This is a genomic window from Pseudomonas sp. PA1(2017) (assembly GCF_001945375.1).
Classification (GTDB): Bacteria; Pseudomonadota; Gammaproteobacteria; order Pseudomonadales; family Pseudomonadaceae; genus Aquipseudomonas.
This window is the reverse complement of the sequence record NZ_MSXU01000010.1, coordinates 1-18700: the sequence shown is the minus strand read 5'-3', so window position 1 is coordinate 18700 and position 18700 is coordinate 1. Positions and strand designations below refer to the sequence as shown.

Annotated in this window: 15 protein-coding genes; 14 read left to right on the top strand and 1 reads right to left on the bottom strand. The window is 59.2% G+C overall.

Features of this window, described 5'->3' with window-relative positions:
- Window positions 1-17 precede the first annotated feature (17 nt).
- The 11 genes from BVH01_RS14630 to BVH01_RS14580 all read left to right on the top strand — a co-directional run bounded on the left by BVH01_RS14630 (window position 18) and on the right by BVH01_RS14580 (window position 13955).
- Window positions 18-1310: a CDP-glycerol glycerophosphotransferase family protein gene (locus BVH01_RS14630; RefSeq protein WP_256562778.1), complete on the top strand. Its 1293-nt coding sequence runs from the start codon at window positions 18-20 to the stop codon at window positions 1308-1310.
- 18 nt (window positions 1311-1328) lie between these two features.
- Entirely contained in the window at window positions 1329-4847 is a 3519-nt protein-coding gene (locus tag BVH01_RS14625; RefSeq protein WP_075931057.1) for a glycosyltransferase, read from the top strand.
- Between the two features lie 230 nt (window positions 4848-5077).
- Window positions 5078-6265: a flagellin gene (locus BVH01_RS14620; protein WP_075931056.1), complete on the top strand. Its 1188-nt coding sequence runs from the start codon at window positions 5078-5080 to the stop codon at window positions 6263-6265.
- Between the two features lie 81 nt (window positions 6266-6346).
- Complete coding sequence (locus BVH01_RS14615) at window positions 6347-6709, top strand: flagellar protein FlaG (protein WP_083651992.1); 363 nt, start codon at window positions 6347-6349, stop codon at window positions 6707-6709.
- 70 nt (window positions 6710-6779) lie between these two features.
- Window positions 6780-8198 carry a flagellar filament capping protein FliD gene (fliD, locus tag BVH01_RS14610; protein ID WP_075931055.1) on the top strand — a complete coding sequence of 473 codons (1419 nt, stop codon included), beginning with the start codon at window positions 6780-6782 and terminating at the stop codon, window positions 8196-8198.
- Complete coding sequence (gene fliS / locus BVH01_RS14605; protein WP_075931054.1) at window positions 8199-8585, top strand: flagellar export chaperone FliS; 387 nt, start codon at window positions 8199-8201, stop codon at window positions 8583-8585. It abuts the gene before it with no gap.
- A gap of 170 nt (window positions 8586-8755) precedes the next feature.
- On the top strand, window positions 8756-9136 hold the full coding sequence (gene fliS / locus BVH01_RS14600) for a flagellar export chaperone FliS (RefSeq protein WP_027906174.1): 381 nt from the start codon (window positions 8756-8758) through the stop codon (window positions 9134-9136).
- A gap of 25 nt (window positions 9137-9161) precedes the next feature.
- Window positions 9162-9458: a flagellar protein FliT gene (locus BVH01_RS14595; RefSeq protein WP_075931053.1), complete on the top strand. Its 297-nt coding sequence runs from the start codon at window positions 9162-9164 to the stop codon at window positions 9456-9458.
- 205 nt (window positions 9459-9663) lie between these two features.
- Window positions 9664-11136, top strand: a complete 1473-nt coding sequence (locus tag BVH01_RS14590) for a sigma-54 dependent transcriptional regulator (protein ID WP_075931052.1) — start codon at window positions 9664-9666, stop codon at window positions 11134-11136.
- 206 nt (window positions 11137-11342) lie between these two features.
- A complete protein-coding gene (locus BVH01_RS14585) occupies window positions 11343-12548 on the top strand; it encodes a PAS domain-containing sensor histidine kinase (protein ID WP_075931051.1) in 1206 nt (401 codons plus the stop codon).
- A gap of 3 nt (window positions 12549-12551) precedes the next feature.
- Window positions 12552-13955, top strand: a complete 1404-nt coding sequence (locus BVH01_RS14580; protein WP_075931049.1) for a sigma-54 dependent transcriptional regulator — start codon at window positions 12552-12554, stop codon at window positions 13953-13955.
- Between the two features lie 304 nt (window positions 13956-14259).
- Here the strand turns inward: BVH01_RS14580 and BVH01_RS14575 are convergent, their stop codons facing one another.
- Window positions 14260-15186: a LysR family transcriptional regulator gene (locus BVH01_RS14575; RefSeq protein ID WP_075931048.1), complete on the bottom strand. Its 927-nt coding sequence runs from the start codon at window positions 15184-15186 to the stop codon at window positions 14260-14262.
- Between the two features lie 125 nt (window positions 15187-15311).
- On the opposite strand from BVH01_RS14575, the gene BVH01_RS14570 reads away from it, so the two are divergent.
- The 3 genes from BVH01_RS14570 to BVH01_RS14560 all read left to right on the top strand — a co-directional run bounded on the left by BVH01_RS14570 (window position 15312) and on the right by BVH01_RS14560 (window position 18168).
- Window positions 15312-16070 carry a 5-oxoprolinase subunit PxpA gene (locus tag BVH01_RS14570; RefSeq protein ID WP_075931047.1) on the top strand — a complete coding sequence of 253 codons (759 nt, stop codon included), beginning with the start codon at window positions 15312-15314 and terminating at the stop codon, window positions 16068-16070.
- Window positions 16071-16324: 254 nt separating this feature from the next.
- Window positions 16325-17197, top strand: coding sequence for an allophanate hydrolase subunit 1 (locus BVH01_RS14565; RefSeq protein ID WP_075931046.1), 873 nt, complete (start codon window positions 16325-16327; stop codon window positions 17195-17197).
- The gene (locus tag BVH01_RS14560) at window positions 17194-18168 is read left to right on the top strand and encodes a biotin-dependent carboxyltransferase family protein (RefSeq protein ID WP_075931045.1); all 975 of its coding nucleotides are present in this window, start codon (window positions 17194-17196) and stop codon (window positions 18166-18168) included. Before BVH01_RS14565 ends, BVH01_RS14560 begins: the two co-directional genes overlap by 4 nt.
- Window positions 18169-18700: the final 532 nt, after the last annotated feature.

Here is an 18700-nt window from a genome sequence, read left to right as displayed (position 1 = left end):
AAGCAGGATCTCGATCGTTGAGCAGGTTTTGGCAACGAGCCATTGTCTCCAGAAGCTTGGCCGATTGGTTGATTTTGCCGCTCTGGGCCGTTCTCGACCGGTTGCTATCCAAGCGACGTGAGCGATGGGCGTTTTTCGTACACCCGCTCAAGACCGATCAGTTTGTGGAAAATTCGCGAGCGGTCTACGAACACGTCAAGAACGATCCGAATCTTCACAAGGTGCTGTTCTGCCGTGACAGCAATGCGGCGCGGTTACGCCTTGAGCCAGGCATCAATACCCGTTTGGTGGAGCTTCAAAGCCTGAGTGGGCTATGGCACTTGGCGCGTTGTGGCACTTATCTGCTGACCAACTCCATCGCCATGGACGTATCCTGGCGTTGGACGGAGGGTGGCTTCTCTGTACCGAAGGCGAGCCTGACCCGCCGCGTGGTGGTCAACCTCTGGCATGGTATTCCGCTCAAGCGCCTGTTCGCTTTGTCGGCCAGCCAGGAGGTACGTGCCCGTGCAGACCGATCTCGTTACCGACTCGTGGAGCGAGCCCACTATAGCGGGCTGGTTTGTTCATCCGACGTAGACAGCTACGCGATGGCGGCAATCTTCCATCCCTTGCCCCATGAGCGCATGTGGATCACCGGCTTGCCGCGTAATGATTTTCGGCGCATGAGCCACGAGCGATTACCGGCTTTTCTGCGTGATGAAGTCGAGTTGATACGGCGCCTCAGAGGCTCGCGGCGTCTTGTCACCTACGCGCCCACTTTTCGGGACTCGCAGGTGCAGGCTTCTCAGTGCTATCAGTTCAGCGAGCAACAGATTGAGCAACTTCGGCAACTGATGGACAAGCACCATGCGGTATTTGGTTTCCGCATGCATTACTTCCGCAAGGGTGATCAGCTGTTCAATATGGAGCGTTATATCGACGGCCGTCTCTTGATCGATCTAGGTCATCAGGTCATTCACGAAATCGCTCCTGTGCTACGCGAATCCGATGTAGTGATCACTGATTACTCGTCGGTTTACATTGATGCGCTTTATATCGACAAGCCGGTATTCAGCTTCGCCTACGATCTGGAACACTACCGAACTCAGCAAAATGGTCTGCTCTATGACATGCAGTTGGCGTTTCCTGGGCCAGTGTTAAGCGACTTCGACCAGCTTCTTCAGGCTGTGGATCGCGAGTTGTCCTCGCCGCAGCAGACACAGAGTGAGCGGTACGAGACCGCCAAGAAATTCTTCTTCAATCATCGGGACGATCGTAATGCCGCACGCGTGGTCGATCGGCTGCATTCACTAATGGAAAAGGGGCGCTAAGTGGTCGCGACGGATGTCATGAACAGCAAGCCGCTGGTCAGCGTAGTCATGCCTGCGTACAAGGGCACTTACCTCGAAGAAGCGCTGCGCAGCCTGCAAAATCAGACCTATCGCCCCCTGGAACTAGTCATCTGCGACGACGCACGGGACGACGAAGTGGAGCGCGTGGTCGATGCCTTTCGTCCGTTCGCTGACTTTTCGATCCAGTATCGTCGCAACGACACCAGGCTGTGGGAGACGCGCAGTACTGCGCGTGCCGTCGCGTTGGCCGCCGGTGAATACGTGAAGATCCTGCACGACGACGATGTGCTGCATCCCGACTGCATCACCTCACTTGTTGCCGTAATGGAGGCCGATTCGGGGATTGCGCTTGCTAGTTCTCGCCGGCGCCGTGTCGACGAGGATGGCAATCCATTACCTGATGTTCTCGCTACCGTGTATCCGTTTCGTGACGATGTGCTGATCGACGGTGAGGATCTGATCTCGTTTCTGGCCGATCACACCATCAATTTCATCGGAGAGCCCAGCACCGTACTCTGCCGTCGCAGTGACCTGCTCGAATTCGGTGATGAGCTGTCGGTGCTCAACGGCGTGCGCGTGACCTGGGTCGCGGATTTGGCCTTGTACGTCAAACTGTTCAAGCGCGGACATCTGGCGATGCTCGCCAAGCCTCTGACCGACTTTCGAGTGTCGCGTGAACAGTTCAGCCAGATCGGGCGTGACAAACCCGGTATCGGTGATCAGGGGCATCATAGCTTTCGCCAGGGCATCCGTGACCTGGGCTGGTACCGAGGGGGCAGCAACACTCGTATGGTGCAGGTTGCGCCTATCACCCGCTTCAAGGCCCGGGTATTCAAGCCTGTGGATATACTCGCCGCCCTCTACAAAGCGGCCGGTCAGGGCGGTACCAGCCTGAACGCCTGGTTGCAGGCTCGCCGGCCCAGCTTTGCGCAAATGACGCTCATCGAGCAGCGTTTGCAGGCGCATGCGGGCGGCCCGCGTATCGGTGTGTTGCTGCTTGATCGAGATGCCAATGCGTCTGCAGTGGAGAAAAGTCTGCTCAGCCTTGAGAGCGACAACCTCTACCGTAACGTTGAGGTGCGGATATTGTCTTCGTCCGAGTCGGCGTTGTTGCCCGGCCGTACTGAGCAGATCACGGCTGTCACTTCAGCGGCATGGGTGGAAACGGTCAATCGTGTTGTCGCCGAGCTGCCAGTGGACTGGGTGATGCTGGTTGGAGCCGGCACCCAGTTCACACCTAGCGGCCTGTTGATGACCGCGTTGGAACTCACCGCGGCCGGTGAATGCAACGCTTTGTATGGCGACGAATTGGTGCGTGACGATTCGGGCGGTACGGGAGTCGCGCTGCGTCCCGACTTCAGCCTCGATCTACTGCTGAGCTTCCCCGCCAGTGCTGCTCGGCATTGGCTGTTCCGCCGCGAGTCTTTGCTGGAACTTGGCGGTTTCGATGTCGAGTTCGATCAGGCATTCGAGCTGGAATGCATTCTGCGCCTGATTGAAAACGGTGGCTTGAGTGGCTTGGGTCATGTCAGCGAACCATTGCTCTGCGCTGACGCCTTCGCACTCAAGGACAACCCGCAAGAGAGAGAGGTGATCGAACGTCACCTTCGTGCTCGTGGTTACCAGAACCCCAACGTCGCCTCACGGCAGCCGGGACGTTATCAACTGGAATACGCCCATGGCCAGCAGCCGTTGGTGAGCATTCTTATTGCGTTCACCGATCAACTGGATCGCCTGCAGCGCTGCGTGGAAACCCTGCTGGAGAACACCACGTATCCGCACTACGAGCTGCTCTTGCTGGATCTGGGAAGCGAGCAGCAGGCGACGCTCGACTGGTTGCAGGCTATTGAGCAAATCGGCCAGGAGCGTATCCGGGTGCTGCATTTTGCTGCGGGAACATCGCGACCATTGGCCGGTAATGCGGCGATGGATTACGTGCAGGGCGAGATGCTGCTTTGGCTGGATGTCGGTGCCGGCATTGTAGTGGGCGACTGGCTGGCACAACTGCTGAATCACGCTCTGCGTCCCGAAGTGGGGGCGGTAGGGGCCAAGTTGCTGTCCGCAGATGGCCGCATCCATCATGCAGGCCTGTTGCTGGGGTTGCGCGGCCCGGCGGGTAAGGCTTTCGAGGGGCTCGAACTCGACGATGCCGGTTATATGCAGCGGTTGCAGGTGGAGCAGAACTACTCTGCGCTGAGCGGCGAATGTCTGATGATCCGTCGAGAGTTGTTTGTCGAGCTTGGCGGGTTTGATCCGGAGCCCTTGTTGGAGCGCTGGTTCGATGTCGACCTTTGTCTGAAGGCGCGACAGGCTGGCTATCTCAATGTGTGGACGCCGCGTGCGCAATTAATGATGGATGGCCAAGCCTCGCTTCCCGCCAGCAACGCCCAGGAAGATGCGATGTACAGCCGTTGGCTGCCGACACTGGCCCGTGACCCGGCCTACAATCCTGGACTTTCGCTACAGGCCGAGCAGGGTTTCAAGTTGGCCGATCCGCAATTGGCTTGGCGACCGTTGCAAGCCTGGCGCCCGATTCCGACCGTGCTGGCGCATCCCGCTGATTTGTACGGCTGTGGTCACTATCGGGTGATTCAACCGTTCTCTGCCATGAAGGAGGCGGGCCTCATAGATGGCGCGCTGTCTGTAGGGCTGCTGCACGTTACCGATCTGGAGCGCTACGAGCCTGACGTTATTCTGCTGCAGCGCCAGATAGGCGAGGCTCGCCTGGAGGCCATGCGGCGAATGAAGGCCTTCTCTCGGGCATTCAAGGTCTACGAGCTCGATGACTACTTGCCCAACCTGCCGCTCAAGAACGCTCATCGCCAACATATGCCCAAGGACATCCTGAAGTCGCTGCGACGCGGGTTGGATCAGGTGGACCGTTTCGTCGTTTCGACGGCCCCGTTGGCAGAGGCTTTCGCAGGCCTGCATGCTGATATCCGGATTATCGAAAACCGCTTGCCTGCACCGTGGTGGTCAGGGCTGCACAGTAAGCGACAGATATCGAATCGCCCGCGAGTCGGTTGGGCCGGTGGCGTCAGCCATACGGGGGACCTGGAAATGATCCTCGATGTGGTCAAGGAGCTCGCTGCCGAAGTGGATTGGGTTTTCTTCGGTATGTGTCCTGAGGCGCTGCGCCCCTATGTAAAGGAAGTGCATGGGGGAGTGGAGATCAGCATGTACCCGCAAGCACTGGCCAGTCTCAATCTCGATCTTGCGATCGCGCCTGTCGAGCAAAACCTCTTCAATGAGTGCAAGAGCAACCTGCGCTTGTTGGAATATGGTGCTTGCGGTTTCCCCGTGGTGTGCAGCGACGTGCTTTGTTATCAGGATGGTTTGCCCGTCACCCGGGTCAAGAACCGCTACCGCGACTGGGTCGATGCGATTCGCATGCATGTCAATGATCGGGATGCCTGTGCGCGAGCTGGCGACGAACTGCGTACTTTGGTGATGCGCGACTGGATGCTTGAAGGCGACAAGTTACTCCAATGGCGCCGTGCCTGGCTGCCTGACTGAGGAATTTGAGGAACTCAAGTTTTGCTCGTAGCCGCCGATAGAACAGGTGCGGGCAAAGAAGTAGAGAGTGGCTGTCAATACCAGGCGAAAAAAATTCTCTCACCTCCTAAAGCTTTCGCAGAACAGGCCGATAAGTATTACGAACGCGAACTCAATGGCTGCCTGAGAACTTGCAGGGCCGGATTCGCAAGCTCAGGCAAACATGCTAGGTCCTACGGAGGACATTCATCATGGCTTTGACAGTCAACACCAACATTGCGTCCCTCAACACCCAGCGCAATCTGAACACCTCGTCCAACGCGCTGAATACTTCTCTGCAGCGCCTGTCTACTGGCTCGAAAATCAACAGCGCCAAGGACGATGCTGCCGGCCTGCAGATCTCCAACCGTCTGAGCAGCCAGGTCAACGGCCTGAACGTCGCGGTGAAGAACTCCAACGACGGCATCTCCATGGCGCAAACCGCTGAAGGTGCTCTGCAACAGTCCACCAGCATCCTGCAGCGTATGCGTGACCTGTCGCTGCAATCGGCTAACGGCTCGAACAGTACCGAAGAGCGCAAGGCTCTGAACTCGGAAGTCAACGAGCTGAAGAAAGAGCTCAACCGTATCTCCAACACCACCACGTTCGGTGGCAAGAAATTGCTGGACGGTTCGTTCGAAACTACTACCTTCCAGGTTGGTAGTGCTGCGAACGAAACCATCAGCGTCAAGATCGACGAGATGAGCACCGAGTCCCTGAAAGGTACTTTCAGCTCCGGTTCGATCACTGCTGGTTCTGTTGCAACCGGCACCGCTGCAGCTTCCGGCGCGATGGCAATCAAGGTAACCATGGTCGGTGGTACCGAGCGTTCCTTCAGCACTACCTTCGCTAGTGGTGCTACGGCTGCACAGCAGGTACAAGCCCTGGCTACCGTGATCAACGATGCAAACATTGGTGTAGGTGCTTTCGTAAACGATGATGGCAACATCGAGCTGGTATCTGCTGCTGGCTCAGGCTCCGCTGCTGGCAACATCCAGTCGTTCAGCTTCGGTTCGGGTGCAACCGTCACCGCTGCGAAAACTGCTGCAACCACTGATATCAGCATCGCTGAAGTGACCACCGGCAACCTGGTTGACGACATCGACATCACCGATGTGCAGGGTTCGCAGAAGGCGGTCATCGTGATCGACCAGGCAATCCAGGCGATCGACTCGCAGCGTGCCGAACTCGGTGCGGTGCAGAACCGCTTCGAGAACACCATTGGTAACCTGCAGAACATCGCAGAAAACGTTTCGGCTGCACGTGGTCGGATTCAGGATACGGATTTCGCGGCAGAAACTGCGAACCTGACCAAGAATCAGATCCTGCAGCAGGCCGGTACTGCGATCCTGTCCCAGGCCAACCAGCTGCCGCAGGCGGTGCTCAGCCTCCTGCAGTAAGCCAAATAGGCTAGGCTGCTTTAAACTCCGGGGGGAAGTGCCTAGCGCTTCTCCCCGTTTTGCCTTGCGAGGTGAAAGAAAATGGACATATCGATAGGGAGTTTGCCGCCAGTTTTGGGCAAATCGACCACTGCTTCGGCTCCGACCGCGTCTTCGGCATCTGTCGATAAGGCCGACGAGCAATCGCGCACGGCTGTAGCTAGCGAGGAAACCGCCCAGGTCTACGGACAGGTTGATGAAGCGGTCACTTCCATCCAGAGCTTTGTACAGAACATCCGTCGCGACCTGAATTTCAGCGTCGATGATTCGAGTGGTAGGGTGGTAGTCAAGGTTACGGATGGCGCGTCCGGCGAAGTGATTCGTCAGCTGCCTTCGGAAGAGGCGCTGCGCCTTGCCGAAAATCTTGAAGAAGTTCGTAGTTTGTTGTTCAAGGCCGAAGCCTAATTGTGGCTCGTTTCTTGAATGCCCAGATGGAGTGAATGGACGAGCGCCAATATGGTGACGAGGGGGGATTATGGCTGTTAGCGGAATCACGACTGGTATCAACTCGGGGCTACCCATTGGCGAGCTCGTGACCGCCATGGTCAATGCCGAAAAAGCACCCAAGGAAGCTCAGCTCGCCCGCCTCTCGAGCTCGACCACCACCAAGCTGTCCGGTCTTGGCCAGCTCAACAGCGCATTGGGCGATTTCCAAACCGCGCTCAAGGATCTCAACAGCGCTGCGCTGTTCGAGAAACGAACCGCTACTTCTTCGAATACAGCTGCATTGACGGCTACTGCTGGTAAAACTGCCACCGCAGGCACTTACCAAGTCGAGGTTTCAAAGCTGGCCACTGCCAGCAAGGTCGCCACTCAGGCTCAGGCTGCTGACTTCAAGAGCGGCGACGATGCGCAAACACTGAGTGTGAAGATCGGCGAGGGTGGAACCGAGGTAGATGTAAGCATCGCTGCCGGCTCGGATCTGAGTAGTATTCGTGATCAGCTCAACACCGCCCTGAAGGGAAAAGGCGTAACCGTCAGTACCATCAACGATCCGGCTACCGGGAAATCCCGGTTGGTCTTCAGCGGCAATGAAACCGGTAGCGGCAAGGATGTCATCGTGTCGGGCAGCGGCGATCTCGCCGCGCTCAGCGTCGATGGCCGCACCCAGCTCGATGCCACGAATGCACAGGGTGCCGGTTACATCGTGCAGGCAGCCAATGCCGAGTTTTCCATCGACGGCTTGAAGCTGAGCAGCCCTACCAACTCGGTCAAGGGTGCCATTTCTGATGTCACGCTCGAATTGGTCGGTACGACCGAAGATAAAAAACCGCTGACGCTCAAAATTGGCGAAGACAACGCCGGTGTCAAAGCGGGCATCAAGAAGTTCGTGGACGCTTACAACAAGCTCATCACCACCACCAATGATCTGACCCGAGTGACCAAGGTTGGTGAAGACGGAACGCCCCTGACTGGGGGGCTCGTTGGCGATTCGACGATTCGTAACCTGCTGAGCGGTGTTCGTAATGAGCTGGTCAATCCTACTGGTACTGGCGACTTCAAGGTGTTGGCGGATCTGGGAATCACTACCCAGAAGAATGGCACCCTGAAAATCGATGACACCAAGCTAGACGAAGCCATGAAGCAGGATTTCGATGCCGTGGGCGCCTTCTTCCTGGGTGATACTGGTTTGGCCAAGCGCTTGGATGGCCAGGTTGCAGCCTACAGCCAGACTGGTGGAATTCTGTCTCAACGTATGCAGGCGCTCGAGTCTACGCGCAGTGATATCAAGAAGCAGACCGAAGACCTCACACTGCGTGTCGACAAGATGCAGCAGCGTTTGCTGAAGCAATTTTACGCGATGGACTCGTTGGTTGGTCAGCTCAATGGCACCAGCAGTCAACTGCAAAATACGCTTTCCAACCTTCCTGGCGTCGTGAAGAAGAGCAAATAAATGAATACGCCCATCGACACTTACAAGAGCGTCAAGACAAGCCAGCAGGTCACTCCTTATCAGGCTGTGCAACTGCTGCTGGACGGTGCTATCGAGCGAGTATCGCTGGCGCAATTCGCGCAGCAGGAGGCAAACCCGGGGCTGCGTGGCGAGGCGGTAAGCGCCACCATTTCCATTATTGCCGTCCTGCAGTCCAGCCTCGACAAGGAGCTGGGCGGCGAGTTGGCTCAGAACCTGGACAACCTCTACGACTATATAAACCGTCGTCTGGTTGGCGTAGCGCTGGACGACACTCCGCGCCGTCTGGAGGAAGTGCAGGAGCTGCTGACCCAGATTCGAGACGCCTGGAAGGCAATTGGTCCGGAAGTAGAGTCCGCGGCCAACTGATCGGCACGGTGGTTCACGGTTATGTGCTCATCCGCCAGGCAGTCAGGTGACATGCCGCTACTGCCGCAATAGCCTTGCGATGATCCTTAAAAAGGATTAATCACGACTAAAGCTCACGCAGACCATGCCGATACATTGAGTATTCCCGCTTTACACTGGAGTACATCAGCATGAACGCCATGGCCGCTATGCGTCAGTATCAAAACGTCAACACTCAGGCTCAGGCTGTAGATGCCAGCCCGCATCGTCTGATTCAGATGCTGATGGAGGGTGGCTTGACTCGCTTGGCCCAAGCACGTGGCGCCATGGAGCGCGGGCAGTTCGCGATGAAGGGCGAGCTGATCGGCAAGGCCATTGGCATCATTGGCGGCCTGCGAGCTGGCCTGAACCTTGAAGAAGGTGGCGAGCTGGCTGTGAATCTGGATAACCTTTACGACTACATGAGCCGCCGCTTGCTGGAGGCTAACCTGAAGAACAGCGTCGAGCCGCTCGATGAAGTCGCCGATTTGCTTCGCAACGTCAAATCCGGTTGGGATGCAATCGCCCAGTGATTGGCGGGCTGGAAAGGAGTTTTCTATGAATACATCTGTTCAGCGTCTGCAGAATACGGGTACGGCAATGCGCCAGGCATTGTCCACCCAGGATTGGGCGGCTATCGGTGAGCTGGATCTGCAGTGCCGCCAGGCTGTGGAAGATGCCATGGTCGATGCTGCCGAGGACGATGGTGCGCTGCGGGCGCGAATGGAAGAGTTGCTGGATCTCTATAAGGATTTGGTAACTGCGTGCCAAGCCGAGCGTCAGCGCTTGGCTAACGAACTCGTCCAGTTCAACCAGTCGCAGCAGGGTGCGAAGGTTTATCAGCTTTTTGGCTGAGTCAGCCTATAGGCGCTATTGTTGTCTGCAGCGTCACCCTTTTTCTCTACGCCTTCTGATTGCCGAGCGCTCTTTTGGGCCTCATCGCAACTTCCGCTAAATAATCACGCCATAAAATTGACTAAGCGCCAATAATTTACTTTACTGCTGGCCATATGCCGGCGCGTTGGCGGCTGGTGGCTTTCTCTTTCTGGGCCGAACAATTATGTGGCGTGAAACCAAGCTTCTGCTAATCGATGACAACCTTGAAAGTCGCCGTGACCTGTCGGTGATTCTGGATTTTCTCGGCGAAGATCATCTTGCGTGTGGCAGCAGCGACTGGAACAAGGTGGTCGAGCAGATCGACTCCAGCAGAAGCATCCTCGGTGTCCTGCTCGGCGAGGTGCAACTCAGGGGTGGGGCGCTGGATCTGCTCAAGGAGTTCGCCGCCTGGGATGAGTACCTGCCGGTTCTGATGCTTCATGAGCATGCCACCACGGATTGGCCGGAAGAGTTTCGCCGCCGCGTGCTGGCCACCCTGGAAATGCCGCCCAGCTACAACAAGCTCCTCGACTCCCTGCACCGCGCCCAGGTCTATCGCGAGATGTATGACCAAGCCCGTGAGCGTGGCCGGCAGCGAGAACCCAATCTGTTTCGCAGCCTGGTAGGCACCAGTCGCGCCATTCAACAGGTCCGGCAGATGATGCAGCAGGTGGCCGATACCGAGGCCAGCGTGCTGATTCTCGGGGAGTCGGGCACCGGCAAGGAAGTCGTCGCGCGCAATCTGCATTACCACTCCAAGCGCCGCGAGGCGCCGTTCGTGCCGGTCAACTGTGGTGCTATTCCCGCCGAGCTGCTGGAGAGCGAACTGTTCGGCCATGAGAAGGGCGCCTTCACGGGGGCCATTACCAGTCGTGCGGGGCGTTTCGAGCTGGCCAATGGCGGCACGCTGTTTCTCGACGAGATCGGCGATATGCCGCTGCCGATGCAGGTCAAGCTGCTGCGAGTACTGCAGGAGCGTACCTTCGAGCGCGTGGGCAGCAACAAGACCCAGAACGCCGACGTGCGCATCATTGCGGCGACCCACAAGAACCTCGAGAGCATGATCGAGGGCGGCAGCTTCCGTGAGGATCTGTACTACCGCCTCAACGTGTTCCCCATCGAGATGGCGCCGCTGCGTGAGCGCATCGAAGATATTCCATTGCTGATGAACGAGCTGATCTCGCGCATGGAGCATGAGAAGCGCGGTTCGATCCGCTTCAACTCCGCCGCCATCATGTCGCTCTGTCGCCATGATTGGGCGGGTAACGTTCGTGAGCCGGCCAACCTGGTCGAGCGCATGGCGATCATGCACCCCTATGGCGTGATCGGTGTGGGCGAGCTGCCGAAGAAATTCCGCCATGTCGACGACGAGGACGAGCAGCTCGCTGCGAGCCTGCGCGATGAGTTGGACGAGCGGGCGGTGTTGACCTCCTCGTCGCCATCGGTGATGTCGCCAGCGATGCTGCCAGCCGAGGGCCTGGACCTCAAGGACTACCTCGGCAATCTGGAGCAGGGCCTTATCCAGCAGGCGCTGGATGATGCCGGCGGCATTGTGGCGCGCGCCGCTGAGCGCCTGCGCATTCGCCGTACTACCTTGGTCGAGAAGATGCGCAAGTACGGCATGAGCCGCCGCGAGGACGAGTCTGGCGACGACTGAGTCGCTTGGCCTGAGCCGCATGAGGTGGGCGACAGCCCACCTGTTTCCCTTCAGGCTTTACCCCTCGGACAGTCAGTTGATTGACGAGTTGCTATCCGATAAATCGCTATCACACTGAAAATTAAGCAATTTATTTTCAGGCATGAGTATTGCTAGCTCTCTGGCAAATGACCGCCTTCTGACGGCTCGCCCAGCGAGAGAGTGCAATGAAACCAAGCCCACAACGCCATGCTCCTCTGGAGACCTCGACGCCGGTACAGGCGGAGCGTGGGGATCTGGAGCAGTCGCTGGCCTTGTTCGAGCAGATGTCGAGCCGGCTGGGTAGCTCCTACAGTCTCTTGGAAAATCGCGTCAATGAACTGACTGGGCAGCTGGCCCAGGTCAGCGAACAACGCGTGCAGGAGCTGAACGAAAAGGAGCGGTTGGCTCATCGCCTGCAAAGCCTGCTGGATCTGCTGCCCGGTGGCGTGGTCGTCATCGACGGCCATGGCGTGGTGCGTGAAGCCAACCCCGTGGCGCGAGACATGCTCGGTGAGGCGCTTCTGGGGTGCCTGTGGCGTGACGTGATCGCGCAGCGCTTCGCACCCCGGCGCGACGACGGTCATGAAATTTCTCTGGCCGATGGCCGGCGACTGTCGATTTCCACCCGCTCGCTGCAGGGCGAGCCGGGCCAACTTGTGTTGCTGACCGATCTGACGGAAACCCGTCGCTTGCAGGATCAGTTGTCGCGGCACGAGCGCCTGAGTGCCATGGGGCGCATGGTCGCGTCACTGGCTCACCAGGTGCGTACGCCGCTATCGGCGGCGCTGCTGTATGCCAGTCACCTGACTGAACAGGTATTGCCAGCCGAGCAGCAACAGCGCTTCGCCGGGCGCCTTAAAGAACGATTGCACGAGCTCGAGCATCAAGTGCGCGACATGTTGGTGTTCGCCCGCGGCGAGCTGCCACTGCCGGACCGAGTCGATCCTGCTCAGCTGTTCGAGGCGCTCAGGCAGGCCGGTGAATCCGTGTTGCAAGGCGTCGACGTTCGCTGGCAATGCGATGTACGGGGCGGCGAACTGCTCTGCAATCGCGACACGCTGGTGGGCGCGCTGCTGAACCTGGTCGAGAATTCCATCCAGGCTGCAGGGCAGGGTGTGCGCCTCAAGGTGCATGCCTATAGGCGCGATTCCACCTTGCGTCTGTGCATCAGTGATGACGGTCCCGGTATCGATGCACTCACGCTGGCGCGCCTGGGCGAGCCGTTCTTCACCACCAAGACCACCGGCACTGGCCTCGGGCTGGCCGTGGTCAAGGCGGTCGCTCGCGCCCACCAGGGCGAGTTGCACCTGCGTTCACGGCCGGGTCGCGGTACCTGTGCCTTGTTGATTCTGCCGCTGATTATCCCAGCGCACCCCACGATTCAGGAGTGACCCATGGCTGCCAAAGTCCTGCTGGTTGAAGACGATCGCGCATTGCGCGAAGCCCTGGCCGACACCCTCGAGCTTGGTGGCCATGATTACCGGGCCGTCGACTGCGCCGAAGCGGCGCTGATCGCCATCGCCCAGGAACCGTTCGGGCTGGTGATCAGTGACGTGAACATGCCGGGCATGGATGGTCATCAACTGCTATGCGCCATTCGCGAACGCCAGCCGCAGTTGCCGGTGCTGCTGATGACGGCTTTCGGCGCCGTCGAGCGTGCCGTCGATGCCATACGTCGTGGCGCAGCCGATTATCTGGTCAAGCCGTTCGAGCCCAAGACCCTGCTGTCGCTGGTGGCGCGCCATGCGCTCGGGCGGGCCAGCGAGCTGGAGCAGGACGGGCCGGTAGCCTGCGAGCCGGCCAGCTTGCAGCTGCTCGAGTTGGCGGCGCGGGTCGCTCGTAGCGATTCCACCGTGCTGATCACCGGCGAGTCGGGGACCGGCAAGGAGGTTCTGGCACGTTATCTTCATCAGCAGTCTCCGCGTGCCAAGGGGCCATTCATCGCCATCAACTGCGCGGCGATTCCGGATAACATGCTGGAAGCCACTCTGTTCGGTCACGAAAAGGGCGCATTCACGGGCGCCGTTGCCAGCGCGCCGGGCAAGTTCGAGCTGGCCGAGGGCGGAACCATCCTGCTTGATGAAATCTCCGAGATGCCGCTGGCTTTGCAGGCCAAGCTGCTGCGTGTGCTGCAGGAGCGTGAGGTCGAACGGGTTGGCGCTCGCAAGCCGATCAGCCTGGATATCCGCGTGCTGGCGACCAGCAACCGTGACCTGGCTGCAGAAGTAGCGGCAGGCCGCTTCCGGGAGGATCTGTTCTATCGCCTGTCGGTGTTCCCGCTGGCCTGGCGACCGTTACGTGAGCGCCCGGCGGATATCCTGCCCCTGGCCGAGCGGCTGCTGGCCAAGTACGTGAAGAAGATGAACCTGGCGCCGCTGCGGCTCTCCGCCCAGGCGGTCGCCTGCCTGACGGGGCATGCCTGGCCGGGCAACGTGCGTGAGCTGGATAATGCCATTCAGCGCGCGGTCATCCTTCAGCAAAATGGTGTCATCGAGCCTCAGGATCTGTGCCTGAACGCACCCATCGGGTTCGCACAGTCCGCACCTGCGCCTCAACTGGCGGTGGTGCCGAACGCACCGCTGCCGGTCATGCCGGACGCAAGCGTGGCGGATGGCGCCCTGGGCGAGGATCTGCGACGTCGGGAATATCAGGTGATAATCGATATCCTGCGTGCCGAGCGTGGGCGCCGCAAAGAGGCCGCCGAGCGCCTGGGCATCAGCCCGCGCACCTTGCGCTACAAACTGGCGCAGATGCGTGATGCGGGGATGGATGTCGAGGCATATCTCTATGCCAGCTGATGGCTTCGGCCAGGGCTGCGGGTCAATGAACGGCTAGAGATCCCGAGGATTCAACCGGTAAGCACTAGGCTCTGCACGAAAAATACCTGCGCTCGGTGATGCTTCGTTAAAAATCGGCTGGAGTGCCAGCCCAGTCTGCAAGCCGCTTGCGGCTAGCGCGCTTTAGCGCGACCCGAAGGGCGAGCGAAGCGAGTAATGCTCATTTACAGCACGTATCCTCGGATGCGAGCTCAGTCCGTTCCTCACCGATTTTTGCCTCGCCTGACCTTCGCTCGGAGACTTTTCGTACAGACCCTATGCGTGATTAGGTGACTTGGCGCCGCGCGAAATGCTGCTGGGGTGCCAGGAATGCATCGTGGAAGTACTTTCGAAAAGCCTGCATCGCCGGGTTGAATTCACGCTCACGATGCCACGCCAGACCAACGCTCATGGGGGGTACTTTGTCGGTGATGGTCAGGGTCTCGATGCGTTTGCCTTCCAGCGACCAGGGACGGTGCACCAGGTCCGAGAGGATCGCTACGCCGCGGCCATTGGCGACCATGCTACGCACCGCTTCCACCGAGCTGGTGCGTACTCTCACACTCGGCCGCTGGCGTGCGCGGTCCCAGTAACGCATGGCGCTTTGTTCGGCTTCATCCACGGTCAGCAGAATATAGGGCTCCTTCGCTACATCGGCCAGGCTGATTGCCGAGCGTTCGCAAAGGGGATGGTGGCTGGGAATCCATAGCCGGCGTTCGGAGTTGAGGAGCGTTTCCGAAACGATGTCCGGGTGAGTGAGGTTCGCGGTCAGCACCACCGCCATATCGAATCGACCATCGAGCAGACCCTGTTCGATGGCAGTACGTTCCTGCTCGTGGACGTCGATGGTCACGTCCGGATATCCCTGTTCCAGCCGTTGCAGGTGGTGCGGCAGGAAGTAGCCGATCACCGTATAACTTGCAGCTAGGCGCAGTAGCCCATTAGCGCGCATGTCCGGCATCGGACTGTTCAGCGCATCGTCTACGCTGCGCAAAATCACATAGGCCCTATTCAGGAAGTGTCGCCCGGCATCGGTCAGGCTCATGCCTTGAGCCGATCGTTGGAAGAGCTGCGTGCCGAGCATGCCTTCCAGCTCTTTGATCGCCGTGGTCACCGCCGACTGAGAAATATTCAGATGAATCGCCGCCTGGGAGATTTGCCCTATCTCGGCAGTGGCAACGAAGTAGCGGATCTGGCGAAGGGTCAGTGACATGGGCATTCCGTACGGCGAAGTATCTGTTTTTCAGAAGATACCCTATCTATTAATAGATCTTCCCAAGGGGTGAGCGAGAATCTAAGTTGCTTTGCATGAAGCCACAAGTGTCGAGGGCAAGCGTCATGCAGACAGTCGATTTCAACTCGGACATGGGCGAAAGCTTTGGCCCATGGACGATTGGTGACGGCGTGGATAATGAGCTGATGGGCTTCATCAGCTCGGCCAACATCGCGACCGGTTTCCATGCCGGTGACCCTGGCACCATGCGTCGCACGATCGAACAGGCCAAACGTCATGGCGTGGCCATTGGCGCGCATCCGGGGTATCGCGACCTGGTCGGATTCGGTCGCAGGCATATCAACGCCTCGGCTCAGGAATTGGTCGACGACGTGCTGTATCAGCTAGGGGCCCTGCGCGAACTCGCCCGGGCTCAAGGGGTGGCGCTGCAACACATCAAGCCCCATGGCGCGCTCTACATGCACTTGGCCCGAGATGAAGACGCCGCCCGCTTGCTGGTGGAGAATCTCCAGCGGCTCGAACCTGAATTGCTGTTGTATTGCATGCCCAACTCAGCGATCTGGCGTGTCGCCAAGACGCTCGGCCAACCGGTGATCCGGGAGTTCTACGCCGATCGCGAGTATGACCTCAGCGGGTCCATCGTATTCACCCGCAACGTCGGTGCCTACGACCCTGCCAAAGTTGCCCTGCGAGTGCTACGCGCCTGTCTGCAGGGCGTGGTGCGCACGGTCGAGGGCGAAGACCTGGCGATTGAATTCGATTCCATCTGTTTGCACAGCGATACGCCAGGCGCCCTGGCGCTGGTCGAAACTACGCGTAATGCCCTTGATGATGCCGGAATCAAGGTTCGTGCACCTCGTTGATAGATGATGGCGATTCTCGGGCGTCGAGTCGGGTTGTCGCAACGCTCGACAATGGGCGAGATGGCTCGAGCCATTCGTGAGTCACCGCTCGTCAGCCAGGATGGCCCTGTCGTGCGCACCACCCGCGCCGCAGATGCTCGCTGTAACGCACAGGCAGCCGGCGTACCGCTCGGTGGCCAGGCTCAACCAGTCAATCGTTCGATGTCGATTCGGCTCGAAACCCGGCAGGCCGAACGCTGTGTAGGAGGTGAAACATGAGTACTCCCATCCGCTATAGCTTTGGTGCCGACGAGCATTTGTTTGCCGAGGTCAGTGACAGCATGTCCCTCGAAGCGTTCTTCAAGGGGCTGGCGGTTACCCGCGCGGTAGAGCGCATGGCGCTGGAGGGCGTGCTCGATGTATGTCTGGCCAACGCATCGTTTCAGATTCGTTTCGACCCTGATCGCATTGCCCCGGACGCCTTGCTCGAAGCCGTCAAAGGCGCAGAGGCCGGGGCGGTCGCCGAGCGCAGATTACACACGCGGATTATCGAGATTCCGGTGCTTTACAACGACCCCTGGACTCACGAGACCCTGATGCGCTTTCGTGATCGTCACCAGGATCCGAGCGTCACGGATCTGCAATACGCCGCGCGGATCAACGGCCTGGCGGACGTCGACGCGTTCATCGCCGCCCACAGCGGTGCACCCTGGTTTGTCTCGATGGTCGGTTTCGTCGCCGGGTTGCCATTCATGTTCCAGATGGTCGAGCGTGCTCGCCAGTTGCAGGTGCCCAAGTATCTGCGACCCCGTACGGACACGCCCAGGTTGACCTTGGGGCATGGCGGTTGCTTTGGCTGCATCTACTCGGTGCGCGGCGCCGGTGGCTACCAGATGTTCGGTGTCACGCCGGCGCCGATCTACGATCCGCAGCAGAAGCTCGCGTACTTGAAAGAGCACATGGTGTTCTTCCGTCCTGGTGACATCGTGCAGTTCAAACCGATCGAACGTGAGGCCTATGACCACGCGTTGGCCGAGGTGGAGGCCGGTCGCTTCGATCTGCGGATTCGGCCGGTGGAGTTTTCCTTGGACGCGTTTCTGGCCGACCCTGTCGGCTATCCCAAGTCGTTGCAGGAGGTGTTGGCATGATCAAGGTACTCAAGCCCGGTCTCGCCACCTCGGTACAGGATCTCGGCCGCGAAGGGTATTACCACCTGGGCATTCCTCCGTCCGGGGCGCTCGATCAATACGCCCTAAGCGCGGCCAATCACCTGGTCGGTAACCCGGCAGGCTCAGCGGCGCTGGAATGCACGCTGCTGGGGCCTGAGTTGGAGTTTCAGGCGGACGCACTGGTGGCGGTCTGCGGCGCGCACATGACGCCGCGAGTCGATGGCGCGCAGATGCACGCCGACACTTCGTTCTGGGTGAGGGCAGGGCAAACGCTGCGCTTTGATTTTCCAAAGGCCGGCGCGCGAGCCTATCTGGCCGTGGCGGGCGGCATTGACGTGCCAATCGTGCTCGGTAGTCGCTCGACCTATGCGCTAGGCGCTTTGGGCGGTTTTCAGGGGCGTCTTCTGAAAGCGGGTGACGAGTTGCCGGTTGCTATCTGCAGCGCCCAAAGCCGCGCTGGTGCCAGCTTGCCTATGGCTTTGCGACAGTCCTTGGGTGGTGAGGTCACGTTGCGCGTCGTACCTGGTTTGTATTTTCACCGCTTGACCGAATCCGCCGCACAGAGCTTTTTCGCCGAGCCGTGGACGGTCGGCTCAGAAGCTGATCGCATCGGTTATCGTCTCAAAGGTGGCAGTGCTCTGAGTTTCCAGGCGCGTGAGCAGCCATTCGGCGCAGGCTCCGACCCCTCGAACATCGTCGACAGCTGCTACCCGATCGGCTCCATTCAGGTTCCCGCAGGGCTCGAGCCTATCGTGTTGCATCGTGACGCAGTATCCGGTGGTGGTTACGCGATGATCGGAACGGTGATCAGTGCCGATCTCGATCTGGTCGGCCAGATGCAACCCAACCAAAAGGCCCGTTTCGTAGCGGTGACCCTCGAGCAGGCGCTGCAGGCGCGGCACTCGTACAAGAAGAAACTCAGTTGCCTGAGCAAGCTGTTTGCATCCTGACTCTGCCGGCCGCGCTGAGTACTGCCGAGCGATAGCCGATCATCGCGGCGTTGTCGCGGCCACAGCTGATCGCTTCAGCGCGGCCCCGAAGGGGTGAGCGCAGCGAATAACCTGGGACGCAGTCCCTGGTGAGCGTCCGGCGGGCAATAAAAAAACCGGCCCGAAGACCGGGTTTCTTGAATTTGGCTCCGCGACCTGGACTCGACAGCGCAGCTGAACGCGCTTCAGCGCGGCCCCGGAGGGGTGAGCGCAGCGAATAACCTGGGACGCAGTCCCTGGTGAGAGTCCGGCAGGCAATAAAAAACCCGGCCTGAAGACCGGGTTTCTTGAATTTGGCTCCGCGACCTGGACTCGACAGCGCAGCTGAACGCGCTTCAGCGCGGCCCCGCAGGGGTGAGCGCAGCGAATAACCTGGGACGCAGTCCCTGGTGAGAGTCCGGCAGGCAATAAAAAAGGTTCTTCACGGAATCCTGGGAAAGACAGAAACAAGAACGCCGGTTTGATGGATGATGTTCGTGCGAGCAAACATATC

What these genes read in the sequence shown, in the direction of transcription:
- BVH01_RS14560 (WP_075931045.1), top strand. Translation starts at nt 17,194, where the DNA reads ATGATCAAGGTACTCAAGCCCGGTCTCGCCACCTCGGTACAGGATCTC.
- BVH01_RS14615 (WP_083651992.1), top strand. Translation starts at nt 6,347, where the DNA reads ATGGACATATCGATAGGGAGTTTGCCGCCAGTTTTGGGCAAATCGACC.
- BVH01_RS14580 (WP_075931049.1), top strand. Translation starts at nt 12,552, where the DNA reads ATGGCTGCCAAAGTCCTGCTGGTTGAAGACGATCGCGCATTGCGCGAA.
- BVH01_RS14575 (WP_075931048.1), bottom strand. Translation starts at nt 15,186, where the DNA reads ATGTCACTGACCCTTCGCCAGATCCGCTACTTCGTTGCCACTGCCGAG.
- BVH01_RS14570 (WP_075931047.1), top strand. Translation starts at nt 15,312, where the DNA reads ATGCAGACAGTCGATTTCAACTCGGACATGGGCGAAAGCTTTGGCCCA.
- fliS (WP_027906174.1), top strand. Translation starts at nt 8,756, where the DNA reads ATGAACGCCATGGCCGCTATGCGTCAGTATCAAAACGTCAACACTCAG.
- BVH01_RS14585 (WP_075931051.1), top strand. Translation starts at nt 11,343, where the DNA reads ATGAAACCAAGCCCACAACGCCATGCTCCTCTGGAGACCTCGACGCCG.
- BVH01_RS14595 (WP_075931053.1), top strand. Translation starts at nt 9,162, where the DNA reads ATGAATACATCTGTTCAGCGTCTGCAGAATACGGGTACGGCAATGCGC.
- fliS (WP_075931054.1), top strand. Translation starts at nt 8,199, where the DNA reads ATGAATACGCCCATCGACACTTACAAGAGCGTCAAGACAAGCCAGCAG.
- BVH01_RS14590 (WP_075931052.1), top strand. Translation starts at nt 9,664, where the DNA reads ATGTGGCGTGAAACCAAGCTTCTGCTAATCGATGACAACCTTGAAAGT.
- BVH01_RS14565 (WP_075931046.1), top strand. Translation starts at nt 16,325, where the DNA reads ATGAGTACTCCCATCCGCTATAGCTTTGGTGCCGACGAGCATTTGTTT.
- BVH01_RS14620 (WP_075931056.1), top strand. Translation starts at nt 5,078, where the DNA reads ATGGCTTTGACAGTCAACACCAACATTGCGTCCCTCAACACCCAGCGC.
- BVH01_RS14625 (WP_075931057.1), top strand. Translation starts at nt 1,329, where the DNA reads ATGAACAGCAAGCCGCTGGTCAGCGTAGTCATGCCTGCGTACAAGGGC.
- fliD (WP_075931055.1), top strand. Translation starts at nt 6,780, where the DNA reads ATGGCTGTTAGCGGAATCACGACTGGTATCAACTCGGGGCTACCCATT.